At 71.9% G+C, this 13,656-nt stretch carries 15 protein-coding genes; 7 read left to right on the top strand and 8 right to left on the bottom strand.

All coding sequences use genetic code 11. The features are described from left to right. The first annotated feature begins 34 nt into the window (after positions 1-34). A complete protein-coding gene (locus Q6349_RS11660; RefSeq protein WP_370375615.1) occupies positions 35-880 on the top strand; it encodes a YitT family protein in 846 nt (281 codons plus the stop codon). Positions 881-958: 78 nt separating this feature from the next. Here the strand turns inward: Q6349_RS11660 and Q6349_RS11655 are convergent, their stop codons facing one another. Next, positions 959-1,972, bottom strand: coding sequence for an aldo/keto reductase family protein (locus Q6349_RS11655; protein WP_304604216.1), 1,014 nt, complete (start codon positions 1,970-1,972; stop codon positions 959-961). A gap of 17 nt (positions 1,973-1,989) precedes the next feature. After that, positions 1,990-2,655 (bottom strand): DUF3043 domain-containing protein, encoded by a 666-nt coding sequence (locus Q6349_RS11650; protein ID WP_304604215.1) that lies wholly within the window; start codon positions 2,653-2,655, stop codon positions 1,990-1,992. Positions 2,656-2,711: 56 nt separating this feature from the next. On the opposite strand from Q6349_RS11650, the gene Q6349_RS11645 reads away from it, so the two are divergent. Further along, on the top strand, positions 2,712-4,091 hold the full coding sequence (locus Q6349_RS11645) for a dipeptidase (protein WP_304604214.1): 1,380 nt from the start codon (positions 2,712-2,714) through the stop codon (positions 4,089-4,091). A gap of 4 nt (positions 4,092-4,095) precedes the next feature. Here the strand turns inward: Q6349_RS11645 and Q6349_RS11640 are convergent, their stop codons facing one another. Genes Q6349_RS11640 through nadA form a run of 3 tightly spaced genes read right to left on the bottom strand, consistent with a single transcriptional unit; the run spans position 4,096 to position 6,499 of the window. Further along, positions 4,096-4,644 carry an acyl-CoA thioesterase gene (locus tag Q6349_RS11640; protein WP_304604213.1) on the bottom strand — a complete coding sequence of 183 codons (549 nt, stop codon included), beginning with the start codon at positions 4,642-4,644 and terminating at the stop codon, positions 4,096-4,098. Between the two features lie 30 nt (positions 4,645-4,674). After that, a complete protein-coding gene (locus Q6349_RS11635; protein ID WP_304604212.1) occupies positions 4,675-5,271 on the bottom strand; it encodes a DJ-1/PfpI family protein in 597 nt (198 codons plus the stop codon). Positions 5,272-5,296: 25 nt separating this feature from the next. Then, a complete protein-coding gene (nadA, locus tag Q6349_RS11630) occupies positions 5,297-6,499 on the bottom strand; it encodes a quinolinate synthase NadA (RefSeq protein WP_171248074.1) in 1,203 nt (400 codons plus the stop codon). A gap of 44 nt (positions 6,500-6,543) precedes the next feature. On the opposite strand from nadA, the gene Q6349_RS11625 reads away from it, so the two are divergent. Both Q6349_RS11625 and Q6349_RS11620 read left to right on the top strand, forming a co-directional pair. Continuing rightward, the gene (locus Q6349_RS11625; RefSeq protein ID WP_304604211.1) at positions 6,544-7,068 is read left to right on the top strand and encodes a hypothetical protein; all 525 of its coding nucleotides are present in this window, start codon (positions 6,544-6,546) and stop codon (positions 7,066-7,068) included. Positions 7,069-7,147: 79 nt separating this feature from the next. Further along, on the top strand, positions 7,148-7,498 hold the full coding sequence (locus Q6349_RS11620) for an iron-sulfur cluster assembly accessory protein (RefSeq protein WP_171248076.1): 351 nt from the start codon (positions 7,148-7,150) through the stop codon (positions 7,496-7,498). A 31-nt stretch (positions 7,499-7,529) separates the two neighbouring features. On the opposite strand, the gene Q6349_RS11615 is transcribed toward Q6349_RS11620, so the two are convergent. Both Q6349_RS11615 and Q6349_RS11610 read right to left on the bottom strand, forming a co-directional pair. Beyond that, complete coding sequence (locus tag Q6349_RS11615; protein WP_304604210.1) at positions 7,530-7,787, bottom strand: sulfurtransferase TusA family protein; 258 nt, start codon at positions 7,785-7,787, stop codon at positions 7,530-7,532. Beyond that, the gene (locus tag Q6349_RS11610; protein WP_304604209.1) at positions 7,784-8,947 is read right to left on the bottom strand and encodes a cysteine desulfurase family protein; all 1,164 of its coding nucleotides are present in this window, start codon (positions 8,945-8,947) and stop codon (positions 7,784-7,786) included. Before Q6349_RS11610 ends, Q6349_RS11615 begins: the two co-directional genes overlap by 4 nt. A 272-nt stretch (positions 8,948-9,219) precedes the next feature. Between Q6349_RS11610 and coxB the strand changes: the two genes are divergently transcribed. Genes coxB through Q6349_RS11595 form a run of 3 tightly spaced genes read left to right on the top strand, consistent with a single transcriptional unit; the run spans position 9,220 to position 12,379 of the window. Beyond that, entirely contained in the window at positions 9,220-10,143 is a 924-nt protein-coding gene (coxB, locus tag Q6349_RS11605; RefSeq protein ID WP_246246733.1) for a cytochrome c oxidase subunit II, read from the top strand. Next, positions 10,143-11,981 carry a cytochrome c oxidase subunit I gene (gene ctaD / locus Q6349_RS11600; RefSeq protein ID WP_171248079.1) on the top strand — a complete coding sequence of 613 codons (1,839 nt, stop codon included), beginning with the start codon at positions 10,143-10,145 and terminating at the stop codon, positions 11,979-11,981. Before coxB ends, ctaD begins: the two co-directional genes overlap by 1 nt. Further along, positions 11,978-12,379, top strand: coding sequence for a cytochrome c oxidase subunit 4 (locus Q6349_RS11595; protein WP_171248080.1), 402 nt, complete (start codon positions 11,978-11,980; stop codon positions 12,377-12,379). Before ctaD ends, Q6349_RS11595 begins: the two co-directional genes overlap by 4 nt. Before the next feature lie 636 nt (positions 12,380-13,015). On the opposite strand, the gene Q6349_RS11590 is transcribed toward Q6349_RS11595, so the two are convergent. After that, entirely contained in the window at positions 13,016-13,639 is a 624-nt protein-coding gene (locus Q6349_RS11590) for a superoxide dismutase (protein WP_171248081.1), read from the bottom strand. Positions 13,640-13,656: the final 17 nt, after the last annotated feature.

Genomic DNA, 13,656 nt, shown 5'->3' with positions numbered 1-13,656 from the left:
GGAAGTCCAGGCCAATCATGGCGAGGGTGAGGCCATGACTCTCGCACCTCCGCAACCGACGCCACGCCAGGGACGCCCGGTCGGCCGTCGTCCCGCACGCCGCGTGACCGACCGCCGGTCCCCGGGGCCGCGCATCCCGGAGATGGGGGTGACGCGCCGCGCGGTCCAGCTCCTGCTCGGCCTGGCCGGCTACGCGGCCTCGATGGCCATGGTGGTGCAGGCCGGGCAGGGTGCGATGCCGTGGGACGTCCTGCACCAGGGCGTCGTCCGGGCCACGGGCTGGTCGTTCGGCGTCGCCGTGCTGGTGGCCTCGATCCTCGTGCTCGCCGCCTGGGTGCCGCTGCGCCAGCGGCCCGGGATCGGGACCGTGGCGAACGTCGTCGTCATCTCCGCGCTCATCGGACCGGCCCTGGTCGTCGTCGACCGGCTCGCGCCCGAGCCCGGACGGGCGGCGCAGGTGCTGCTGGTGGTGGGCGGCATCGTGCTCAACGGCGTCGCGACCGCCGCCTACGTGGGCGTCCGCCTCGGGCCGGGACCCCGGGACGGGCTGCTGACCGGTCTGGTGGCCCGCACCGGCTGGTCCGTCCGGGCGGTCAAGACGGGGATCGAGGTCGCGGTCGTCGTGGTCGGTGTGCTGCTCGGCGGCACGTTCGGCTGGGCGACGATCGCCTACGCCCTCGGGGTCGGCCCCGTGGTTCAGGCGGCCGCGCGGTGGCGTCCCCTCGTACCCGCGGGGCTGACCACGCCGGCACCGCGGCGGGCCCGCGGGAGACGGCGGGCACCCGAGCCCGCCCTGCCCGCGGCGCACCCGGACCAGGTGCGCCGTCGGGCCGCCCGGATCGCGCGGGCGCTGGCGTCGTTCGGCGACCAGCACCGCTGACCGCCGCGGTCGGTCCCGGACGGACGTCAGGCCCTGCCCGCCGAGGTGGCGGGGCAGGGCCTGACGGGGCGAGGGGCCTCAGACGACGCGCGTCTTCGGTGCACCCTCGAGGGTCTTGGCCGGGTCGCGCTCGACCACGTCACCCAGCGCGTCGTCGATCCGTGTCATGAGCTCGGCGGGGATCTCCACCCCGGAAGCCTTGACGTTCTCGGCGACCTGCTCGGGCCGCGACGCGCCCACGATCGCGGCGGCGACGTTGTCGTTCTGCAGCACCCAGGCCACGGCGAGCTGGGCCATGGTCAGGTTCAGCTCGTCGGCGACCGGCTTGAGCTGCTGCACCCGCTCGAGGACGTCGTCATTCATGAACCGCTGGATCATCTTCGCCCCGCCCTTGTCGTCCGTGGCGCGGGACCCGGACGGCAGCGGCTGGCCGGGGACGTACTTCCCGGTCAGCACGCCCTGGGCGATGGGGGACCAGACGATCTGCGACAGCCCGTTCTCGCGCGAGGCCGGGACGACATCGTCCTCGATGACCCGCCACAGCATCGAGTACTGCGGCTGGGAGCTGATGAGCTGGAAACCGAGGTCCTTCGCCATCGCGGCGCCGGCACGGATCTGGTCCGCCGACCACTCCGAGACGCCGATGTAGAGCGCCTTGCCCTGGCGCACGATGTCGGCGAACGCCTGCATCGTCTCCTCGAGAGGCGTCTCGGTGTCGTAGCGGTGCGCCTGGTAGAGGTCGACGTAGTCGGTGCCGAGGCGCTGCAGCGAGCCGTTGATCGACTCCATGACGTGCTTGCGCGACAGGCCGGTGTCGTTCGGACCGCCGGGCCCCGTGGGCCAGTAGACCTTCGTGAAGATCTCCAGGCTCTCGCGGCGCTGCCCCTTGAGGGCGTCGCCGAGGACCTGCTCCGCCTTGGTGTTGGCGTAGACGTCGGCGGTGTCGAAGGAGGTGATGCCCGCGTCCAGGGCGGCGTGCACGCACTGCGTGGCGACGTCGTTCTCGACCTGGGAGCCGTGGGTGAGCCAGTTGCCGTAGGTGATCTCGGAGATCTTGAGACCACTGTTGCCGAGGTAGCGGTAGGTGACCATCCGGCCACCCTAGGCGCTCACTCCGGCCAGTGCCCGTGCTTCTTGTGCATCGGCTTCGGCAGCCGGGAGCGGCGGATCTGCAGCGCCCGCATCGCGGCGTACATCATCGTGCCGCGCGGGACGTAGTACTCCTTCTTGCCGTCCACGCCCAGCGTGCCGAACTTGTCGCGCAGCCGGCGCTTGAGGCGCTGCCACATGACGACGACGTCGATGAGCGTGATGAACACGACCGCGTACAGGGCCAGCAGCACGAGGGACGCCATGGTCGGGTTCTGGATGAAGAGCAGGTTCAGGAAGATGAACACGAACGCGACCGGCAGGAAGAACTCGCCGACGTTCCAGCGGGCGTCGACGTAGTCCCGCACGTAGCGGCGCACCGGGCCCTTGTCCCGGGCCGGCATGAACCGCTCGTCACCGGTCTGCATCGCCTGGTACTCGCGGTTGCGCTCCGTGCGCGCCTTCTCCCGGTTCGCCTTGCGCGCGGCCTTGCGGTCGTTCGGGACCAGCGGGCGCTTGTTCTTCGCCTGCGACTCGCTGCGCTTCGGCGTGGGGCGTCCCTTGGAGCCCGGGCGCGACGGCGAGTCGGAGCTGTCGGCGGCGGAGGACGTCCCCGCGACGTCGGCGGAGGAGGCGGACGGCTCCGTGGCAGGGGAATCGGCGAGATCACGCTTGCGGGAGAACACGCCTCCAGGGTAGTTGAGACACGGGGTGCCTTCGAACACCCCGTTACCGTGGGCGCATGACCCACACCGAGAGCGACGTCGCCGCGCTGCGCGCGCACGTCGACGAGCTGTTCCCCGCGGTTCAGGCCGACCTCGAGGCCCTGGTCCGCATCCCGAGCGTCTCCGCGAGCGCCTTCGACCCGGCGCACGTGGAGACCAGCGCCAAGGCCGTGGCCACGCTGCTGCGCGACGCCGGCATGCCCGAGGTGCAGATCCTGCGCTCGGAGCGGCCCGACGGCGAGCCCGGGGCCCCGGCCGTCGTCGCGCGCCGTCCCGCGCCCGAGGGGGCGCCGACCGTGCTGCTGTACGCCCACCACGACGTCCAGCCGCCGGGGGACCCCGCCACCTGGGACACCGAGCCGTTCGAACCCGTCCAGCGCGGCGAGCGGCTGTTCGGGCGCGGCGCGGCCGACGACAAGGCCGGGGTCATGGCGCACGTGGGCGCCCTGCGCGCGCTCGCCGCCCTGGGCGAGGAGCCGGGCGTCGGCGTGACCGTGTTCGTCGAGGGGGAGGAGGAGGCCGGCTCGCCGAGCTTCTCCCGGTTCCTGGCCGACCACCACGAGCTGCTCGCCGCCGACGTCATCGTCGTGGCGGACTCGACCAACTGGAAGGTGGGCGTGCCCGCCCTGACGACGTCGCTGCGCGGGCTCGTCGACGGCGTCGTGAGCGTCGACGTGCTCGACCACGCCGTGCACTCGGGGATGTTCGGCGGTCCCGTCCTCGACGCCAACCTGCTGCTGGCCCGCCTGCTGGCCACGCTGCACGACGACGCCGGGAACGTGGCGGTCGAGGGCCTGACCAGCGCCGCCGAGCCCGACGTGGACTACGCCGAGGCCGACTTCCGGGCCGACTCCTCGGTGCTGGACGGCGTCGAGCTGGCCGGGGAGGGCACGATCGCGGGCCGGATGTGGACCAAGCCGGCCGTCGCCGTCATCGGTGTCGACGCCACTGACGTCGCGCACGCCTCGAACACGCTGGCCCCGCGGGCCGCGGCCAAGCTGTCGGTGCGGATCCCGCCGGGGCTCGCACCGCAGGCCGCCGAGGACGCCCTGCAGGCGCACCTGACCGCCCACGCCCCGTTCGGCGCCCGCGTGACCTGGACGCCGGGGGAGCAGGGCAAGGCCTTCGGCGCGCCCGACGACTCGGAGGCCATGCGGGCCGCGCGCTCGGCCTTCGCCGCGGCGTGGGGGACGGATCCCGTGGACATCGGCGTCGGCGGGTCGATCCCGTTCATCGCCGACCTGCTCGAGGCGTTCCCCGAGGCGGCCGTGCTGGTGACCGGGGTGGAGGACCCGGACTCGCGCGCCCACGGCGCCAACGAGTCGGTGCACCTGGGCGAGCTGCGCAAGGTCCTGGTGGCCGAGGCGCTGCTGCTGCGGGGGCTGGCCGCCCGCTGAGCGCTCAGGCGCGGTCGACGTCGCGGTGCGCGACGTCGACCGCCCGGGCCCAGGCCGCGACGTCCTCGGGCAGGTCGGGGCTGACCAGGTCCGGGTCGTCGCCGAGCACCGCCACGACGTCGTGCGGGGCCACCCGGATGCCGTCCCGGCCCAGGAACCGGGCGGCGATCCAGCCGCGGGCGCAGAGCTCGTCGTCGCGCCGGGTCATCCTCTGCTCGAGGAAGACGACGCGCTGGTCCCAGCCCATCACGCGGCTGGTGATGGTGACGCGGTCGAAGAGCTTGAGCGACCGCTTGTACGTCATCGTCGAGGCCGCCACCACCGGGTACCAGCCCTGCGACCGGAGCTTGGCCAGACCGCCGATGTCGGCGAGGAAGTTGGACCGGGCCACGTCCATCATCTGCAGGTACGAGCCGTTGTTGACGTGCAGGTAGAAGTCCAGGTCGCCCGGCTTGACGCGCATCACCGTGGTCGAGGCGTCGAACGGCCCCATCCCGGGGCGCTGGCGGCGGGGCAGGAGCGTGGCCGTGGCGAGCTGGATCATCCGCGTCATACGGCGACGGTATACCAGCGACCTGCGGTATCAGATACCTGGGTACTCCAGGGTGCGCCGCACCGCCCGGGCGACCTCCACCGACTCCAGGCGCTCCACGAGGTGCAGGGCCATGTCGATCCCGGCCGAGGCGCCGGCCGAGGTGACCACGTCGCCGTCGTCCACGAACCGGGCCTCGGTGTCGATGACCGTCGACGGGTCGATCTGCGCCAGGTCGTCGTAGTGGTCCCGGTGCGTCGTCGCGGGACGCCCCGCCAGCAGACCGGCCGCCGCCAGCACCAGCGCCCCCGTGCACACGCTCGCCACCACCGGCGTCTGGGTGTGCACCTGGCGCAACCACTCCAGGTGCCCGTGGTCGGCCACGAGGGCACGGGTGCCCCAGCCCCCCGGGTGGACCAGGACGTGCAGCGGGCCGACGTCGTCCGCCGAGCGGGCCGGCACGATCCGCATGCCCTTGGCCAGCCGCACGCCCTCGCCGTCGCGGGAGAAGGTGCTCACGTGCGGCCGCAGGGGCGACGCGGAGTGCTCCTCCCACGCGGCGAGGACCTCGAACGGTCCGACCGCGTCGAGCTCGTCGGCGTCGTCGAACAGCAGGATCCCGATGTGCAGCCCGCCGTCGGTGCTCACTCGCGTCGCCTTCCCGCGCCCCGGGTCAGAGTCCCGGCAGCGCCAGCATCTGGTCGAGGGCCACCCGGGCCCAGTGGGCGTCGTCGGAGTCCACCACGATCCGGTTGACCACGCGGCCCTCGGCCAGCGACTCCATCGCCCACACCAGGTGGGGCAGGTCGATCCGGTTCATCGTCGAGCAGAAGCACACCGTGGAGTCGAGGTAGTGGACCTGCTTGTCGGGGTGAGCCCTGGCCAGCCGGCGCACGAGGTTGAGCTCGGTGCCGATCGCCCACGTCGACCCGGGCTCGGCGGCGTCGAGGGCCTTGATGATGTACTCCGTCGAGCCGACGCGGTCCGCCGCCGCGACGACCTCGTGGCGGCACTCCGGGTGGACCATGACGTTGACGTCCGGCGCCTTGGCGCGGATCGCCTCGACGTTCTGCACCGAGAACCGTCCGTGCACCGAGCAGTGGCCGCGCCACAGGATCATCCGCGCGTCGCGCAGCTCGGCGTCGGTCAGGCCGCCGTTCGGCTTGCGCGGGTCGAACACGACGCAGTCGTCCAGGGACAGCCCGAGCTGGTTCACCGCGGTGTTGCGGCCCAGGTGCTGGTCCGGCAGGAACAGCACCTTGCCCGTGCCGTCGACGCCGCCGACCTGGTCGAAGGCCCACCGCAGGGCGACCTGGGCGTTCGACGACGTGCACACGGTCCCGCCGTGCCGGCCGGTGAAGGCCTTGATCGCCGCGGAGGAGTTCATGTACGTCACCGGCACGGTGTCGCCGGCGACGCCCGCGTCGGCCAGCACCTCCCAGGCCTCCTCGACCTGCGAGATCTCGGCCATGTCCGCCATCGAGCAGCCCGCCGCCATGTCCGGCAGGACCACCTGCTGGGTGTCCGCGGTGAGGATGTCGGCCGACTCGGCCATGAAGTGCACGCCGCAGAAGATGACGAACTCGGCCTCGGGCCGCGCCGCCGCCCGCTGGGCGAGCTTGAAGGAGTCCCCGGTGACGTCGGCGAAGTCGATCACCTCGTCGCGCTGGTAGTGGTGGCCCAGCACGAAGGCGCGCTCGCCCAGCGCCGCCCGCGCGGCGCGCGCACGGTCCACCAGGTCCGGGTCCGAGGGCGCCGGCAGCGCGCCGGTGCACTCCACCCCGCGCTCGGAGGCGAGGTCGCGGCCCTGACCGAGCAGCAGCAGCGCCGAGGGCGCCGGCTCGGTGAAGTTCGACGTCTCGTTCAGCACAGTCACGGCATCATCTTCCCACGGTCCCGACGTGTGCCACGATCGGTGACGTGCACGTACTGCTGGTGACAGCCGCCGACGACGGCGGCGCCGACCGTGAGCCCTGGACGCCCCTGGCCGCGGCCTGGACCGAGGCGGCGCCGCGCTGCGTCGTCGAGCCGATGGTCCTGCCCCCGGGACCGGTGGCCGCGACCGCACCCCCCGGCGAGGCTCCGGCGCCCGGTGTCTTCGTCCCCACGACGAGCCTCGGGCTGACGAGCGTCACGCCGCCCCCGCCGCCGCCCGAGGTCCGTCTCCTGCAGGAGCGTGTCGCCCACGCCGACCTCGTCGTCGTGCACACGCCCGTCCTGGACGGCTCCGCCCTGCGCGCAGGCCCGGTGCACCGGGCCGCGGAGGCGGCCGCCCCGTACGCCGTGCCCGTCGTCGTGCTCGCCGGGCGGGACGAGACGACCCGCCGCGAGCTCTCCGGGGCGGGGGTCGCCGGGGCGCACGAGATCGGCGAGCCGCCGTCGGGTGAGGCCGTGGGCCGGGTCGCGCGCACGTGGGCGCCGGCCTGGGCCGCCCCCGAGGAGTGACGTCCCTCACATCGCCGGGGGCGGGGGATTCGGGCGTAGGATCGGGAACAGCCGTACCGGCCCACCTGTTGGAGGAAGCATGACCGACACCACCGAGATCGCCACGCACGGCGTCGAGCTCTCCGAGGTCGCCGCGAACAAGGTCCGCAGCCTCCTGGAGCAGGAGGGGCGCGACGACCTGCGCCTGCGCGTCGCCGTCCAGCCCGGCGGCTGCTCCGGGCTCATCTACCAGCTCTACTTCGACGAGCGCCTGCTCGACGGGGACGCGCTGCGCGACTTCGACGGCGTCGAGGTCGTCGTGGACCGCATGAGCGTGCCCTACCTCGACGGCGCGAAGATCGACTTCGCGGACACCATCGAGAAGCAGGGCTTCACGATCGACAACCCGAACGCCGGCGAGTCCTGCGCCTGCGGCGGCTCCTTCGGCTGATCGACGTCCCGGCTCGCGCGAGCCGGAGCCGCTAGTCCTCGAGACGGACGGTCAGGGCCCACCAGGCCCGGCCGTCCGTCTCGTCGTTCCCGGGGTGCTGCTCCTCGGCCACCATGGCGTGCCCCCGCAGCCGCGCCCACGCCGGCACGTCGTACCGGGCGGCCGGATCCGTCGCGAGCACCGTGATCTCCGTTCCCCCGGGTCGCTCCTTCGCGTGGGCGGCCAGCCGCACCACGGGCAGCGGGCAGCGCAGGCCCCGCGCGTCCACGACCTCAGGCCCGGCGCTCACAGCCCGGACACCCCCAGGGCGTCCCGGACGCGGGCGACCGCCCCCGGCAGCACCGCGAGGAAGCGCTCGACGTCCTCGGCCGTGGTCGAACGGTCCAGGGCCAGGCGGACGTTGCCGTGCGTGAGCACGCCCATCGCGGCCAGGACGTGCGACGGCTCCAGCGTGCCCGCGGTGCAGGCCGACCCGGAACCCACGGCGAACCCGGCGCGGTCGAGCTCGGTGACCAGCGCCTCGCCGTCGACGTAGAGGAACGAGAACGTCACCACGTGGGGGAGGCGGTCCTGCGGGTCGCCGACCACCTCGACGTCCGGCACGCCCGCGACGCCGTCGCGGATCCGGTCGACCAGCGCACGGCGCCGCTCGTCCTCCGCGGCGAGGTCCTGGGCGACCGCCTGCAGGGACACGGCCGCGGCGAACGCGGCCGGGACGCTGACGCCGCCGGGCGCCCAGGGGTCGGGGTCCTCCGGGCCGGCCGGGACCGTGCGCGTGCGGTGGCGCACCGCGAGGATCCCCAGGCCGCGGGGCCCGCCCCAGTCCGCGGGGTCGGCCGCCAGCAGGTCCCACGCCGTCGGCAGCGGGGCGTGCCCCACCGAGGCACCGGCGTCCACGAGCAGGGGGACCCCGGAACCCTCGAGCGCGGCGTGGACCCGGGCGACCGGCTGGCGGGTACCGACCTCGCCGTTGGCGTCCTGCAGCGCCGCCAGCGCGACGCCGTCCGCGCGGGCCGCCGAGGCGAGCTCCTCGGCGTCCACCCGCCCGACCCGGTCGACGTGGACCGTCGTGCGGCGGCCCTGCGCGGCAGCCGCGACGTGGTCGGCGGCGTGCAGGACCGCGGCCCGCTCGACCGCGCCGACCACGACGTCGCCGCCGTGCCGCCGTCGGGCCCGGGCGACCTGGGCCACCGCCGCGTGCAGGGACGCCGTGTGCGAGGGCGTGAACCGGACCTCCTCGGTCCGGGTCCCCAGCACCCCGGCCACGGCCTCGCGCGCCCCGTCCAGCAGGGCGGCCGCGCGCCGGCCCTCGGCGTGCAGCCGGCGGGGGTCCGCCCATCCCTCGTCCAGGGCCTGGACGAAGGCCTGCCGCGCCGACGGGTGCAGGGGCGCCGACCCGCCGTTGTCCAGGTGGGTGCGGGCGGGCGTCGGCGAGGTGGGATGTGTCACAAGGGCCTCTCGGTGGGCGTCGAAGCGTGGTGACCATCATGCCGCCGGGGGCTTCGGTGTCGCGAAAGCGGCGGCCGATCTGACACCGGTTCCGCAGGCGTCGCGAACATCGCGGATGGCGACGTCCAGGGTGATCCCGTCACGTAGGAAGGGGGATCTTCTGGCGTCGGAACGGTGAAGGTCGCGCTAGGCTGCTCCCATCGAGGACGAAGGTCCCACCCGTGCGCCCTGCCTCAGGACGCAGCGGTCGGACGAGACGTGAAAGGCCTCCCTTGCACTCGAAGAGCACCACCCGCACCCGGCGGTCGATGGCGCTGCGTGCGACGGCGCTCGCCGTCGCGGTCGCGGCCTTCGCCACCGGCTGCGCCAGCGACGCCGTCCAGCGCGGCTACCTCCCGGGCTACACCGACGGCCAGGTGACCAACCAGACCGAGCGGATCATGAATCTGTGGAACGGTTCCTGGGTCGCCGCACTCGCCGTCGGCGTCATCACCTGGGGCCTCATGCTCTGGTGCGTCGCCGCGTACCGGAAGCGCCGCGGCGACGACCGGCTGCCGGTCCAGACCCGCTACCACATGCCGCTCGAGATCATGTACACGATCGTGCCGACGCTCATGATCCTGGTGCTGTTCTTCTACACGAACCGCGACATGACGGCGATCCTCGACACGAGCGAGGAGCCGGACGTCAACATCCACGTCATCGGCAAGCAGTGGAGCTGGGACTTCAACTACCTCGACGACGACGTCTACGAGACCGGCCAGCAGCTGCTCGAGCCCGGCTCGGTGACCGCCGAGGACACCGTCGACGGCGCGCCCGGCACGGCCGAGGAGCTGCCGACGCTCTACCTGCCCGTCGGTGAGCGGGTCGAGTTCACGGTCGACTCCCGCGACGTCATCCACTCGTTCTGGATCCCGGCCTTCCTGTTCAAGATGGACATGATCCCCGGCAAGACGAACACGTTCCAGGTCGTCCCCGAGCGTGAAGGCACCTACGCCGGCAAGTGCGCCGAGCTCTGCGGTGAGTTCCACTCCGGGATGCTCTTCAACGTCAAGGTCGTCGACCGTGCCGAGTACGACGCACAGATGGAGGAGCTGCGCGCCCAGGGCCAGACCGGCGAGCTCGGCCTGGACCTGAACCGCCAGCAGAGCTCCGAGTACTCCAGTGAAGAGACGATCCCGGAGGTCGAGGGCTGATGGCCACCACCGAGACCGCCTACGGCGCCGCCGAGGCCATCCCCGGCCTGCAGCCGAGGCGACAGACGCTGGGTCGCACCGTGGTCAAGTGGATCACCTCCACCGACCACAAGACGATCGGCTACATGTACCTCATCACGTCGTTCTTCTGGTTCGCCGTGGGAGGCATCCTCGCGCTGCTCATCCGCGCCGAGCTCTTCGCGCCGGGCATCCAGCTCGTGCAGAGCAAGGAGCAGTACAACCAGCTCTTCACGATGCACGGCACGATCATGCTGCTGCTGTTCGCGACGCCGCTGTTCGCCGGCTTCGCCAACGTGATCATGCCGCTGCAGATCGGCTCGCCCGACGTCGCGTTCCCGCGGCTGAACATGCTGGCCTACTGGATGTTCCTGTTCGGCGGGCTCATCGCGGCCGGCGGCTTCTTCACGCCGCAGGGGGCCGCCTCGTTCGGCTGGTTCGCCTACGCGCCGCTGTCGAACACGACCTTCAGTCCAGGGCTCGGCGGTGACCTGTGGGTCTTCGGCCTCGCCCTCGGTGGTTTCGGCACCATCCTCGGTGCCGTCAACTTCATCACCACGATCATCTGCATGCGCGCCCCGGGCATGACGATGTTCCGGATGCCGATCTTCACCTGGAACACCCTGGTGACGAGCCTGCTGGTCCTCATGGCCTTCCCGCCGCTGGCCTCCGCGCTCTTCGCGCTCGGTGCCGACCGCCGGTTCGACGCCCAGGTGTTCAACCCGGACAACGGGGGAGCGGTGCTCTGGCAGCACCTCTTCTGGTTCTTCGGCCACCCCGAGGTGTACATCATCGCGCTGCCGTTCTTCGGCATCGTCTCCGAGATCTTCCCGGTGTTCAGCCGCAAGCCGATCTTCGGCTACAAGGGCCTGGTCTACGCGACCATCGCGATCGCGGCCCTGTCGGTCACGGTGTGGGCCCACCACATGTACGTCACCGGTGCGGTGCTGCTGCCGTTCTTCGCGTTCATGACGATGCTCATCGCCATCCCGACCGGTGTGAAGTTCTTCAACTGGATCGGCACCCTGTGGCGAGGCAAGCTCACCTTCGAGACGCCGATGCTCTGGTCGATCGGCTTCCTGGTGACCTTCCTCTTCGGCGGTCTGACCGGCATCATCCTGTCCAGCCCGGCGCTCGACTTCCACCTGTCGGACTCGTACTTCGTCGTCGCCCACTTCCACTACGTCGTCTTCGGCACCGTGGTCTTCGCGATGTTCGCCGGCTTCTACTTCTGGTGGCCGAAGTTCACCGGGCGGATGCTCAACGAGCGCCTCGGCAAGATCCACTTCTGGATCCTGTTCGTCGGCTTCCACATGACGTTCCTCGTCCAGCACTGGCTCGGCGTCGAGGGCATGCCCCGCCGCTACGCCGACTACCTGCCCGAGGAAGGCTTCACCTGGGAGAACCAGCTCTCGACGGTCGGGGCGTTCATCCTCGCCGCGTCCACGCTGCCGTTCCTGTGGAACGTGTACACGACCTGGCGCAACGCGCCGAAGGTCACCGTGGACGACCCGTGGGGCTACAGCCGCTCCCTCGAGTGGGCGACGTCCTGCCCGCCGCCGCGGCACAACTTCACCTCGCTGCCGCGGATCCGTTCCGAGTCGCCGGCGTTCGACCTCCACCACCCGGAGGTCGCCGCGATGGAGGACCCGCACCTGAACCAGGGCGCCCTGGACCAGGTCTACGGCGGCGCGGACCGGACCGGCCAGTACGAGATGGTTGAGGAGCTCAGCTGGAAGGACTACCCGGAGAAGCACCAGTCGAGCACCACCGTCGTCGACGCTGACCGCCCCGCCGAGGGCGAGGAGGACACCAAGTGAAGATCGAGATCCGCCTCTTCGTCTGGACGGCACCGTTCTTCGTGCTGGTCGGCGTGGTGTACGGCCTCTGGAGCGGCTTCACCGAGCCGGTCGGGTACCTCGGCATCCCGCTCGTCGGTGCTCTCATGGCGATGATCGGTGCCTACCTGGTCGTCCAGGCCAAGCACACCGACCCGCGTCCGGAGGACGACGAGAACGGTGAGATCGAGCAGGGCGCCGGCGACCAGGGCGTCTACGCCCCTTGGTCCTGGTGGCCCCTGGTGCTCGGCATCGCCGCCGCCGTCAGCTTCCTGAGCCTGGCCGTGGGCTGGTGGGTGCTCTACATCGGCGCGATCATCGGGATCGTCGGCCTGGTCGGCTGGGTCTTCGAGTTCAGCCGGGGCCAGCACGCCCACTGATCGTCAGCATCTCCCGAGAGGCGCTCCGCACCGTCTGGTGCGGGGCGCCTCTTGTCGTCTCCCGGCCCCGCCCTGGCCCGAGGCCCCCTCCACGCCCAGTCAGGCCGCCCTGCGCCGACTCAGGACCTCTCCGGCCGACTCAGGGTTTTTCTCGCCGAGTCAGGGCTTTTCTCGCCGAGTCAGGACGCCTCACGCCCAGTCAGGACTGCGGGGAGCGAGTGCAACCGGCCCATCTCGCCATGACGCGCCCGGACACCGTCGTTCGGACGGGACCAGGGGAGAGGGGGCGTCCACGGCCAGGCGTGCCCGCGCCCGGACACCGTCGTTCGGACGGGACCAGGGGAGAGGGGGCGTCCACGGCCAGGCGTGCCGGCCCGCCAGAGGGCCTCGATCGGCCCTGTGCCGCCCTGACCCGCGCAGCACTGCCCTGACCCGCCGCAGGCCGCCCTGACCCGCGCAGAAGGCGCAGCGCAGACTCCCCGTGCTGCCCAGGCCGAGCGGCCCGGAGAAGCGCGCAGACGCGTTCTCGGGGGCAGTTCAAAGGTCGTGGGAACACGCGAGAGGGCCCCGCACGCAACGGCGTGCGGGGCCCTCCGTCGGACGCCGTCGTGACGGCGGCCGCAGGCTCGGACGAGCTCAGGCGGTGAGGAGCCCGTTCGTGGCGGTGCGGGCGCGCTCGAGGCGGGCGGCCACGTCCTGCCAGTTGGCCAGGTTCCAGAACGCCTTGACGTAGTCGGCCTTGACGTTCAGGTAGTCCAGGTAGAAGGCGTGCTCCCACATGTCGAGCATCAGCAGCGGGGTGATGCCGACGGGGACGTTGGCCTGCTGGTCGAACAGCTGGAAGATCAGCATCTTCTGGCCGATGGAGTCCCAGCCGAGCACGGCCCAGCCGGAGCCCTGGATGCCGGTCGCGGTCGCGGCGAAGTGCGCCTGGAACGCGGAGAAGGAGCCGAACTGGTCCTTGATGGCCTCCGCCAGCTCACCCTCGGGCTCGCCACCGCCCTCGGGGGACAGGTTGTGCCAGAAGATCGTGTGGTTGGTGTGCCCGCCGAGGTTGAACGCGAGGTTCTTCTCGTGCAGGTTCACTGCCGCGAGGTCGCCCGACTCGCGCGCCTCGGCCAGCTTGTCCAGCGCGGTGTTCGCGCCGGAGACGTAGGTCGCATGGTGCTTGTCGTGGTGCAGCTCCATGATCTTGCCGCTGATGTGCGGCTCGAGCGCGCTGTAGTCGTAGGGCAGGTCAGGCAGCGTGTAGACGGCCATGCTGGGTACCTCCGGTG

The organism is Isoptericola sp. 178 (assembly GCF_030586525.1).
In the GTDB taxonomy this organism is placed as follows: domain Bacteria; phylum Actinomycetota; class Actinomycetes; order Actinomycetales; family Cellulomonadaceae; genus Isoptericola; species Isoptericola sediminis.
This window is presented reverse-complemented; position numbering and strand designations above follow the sequence as displayed.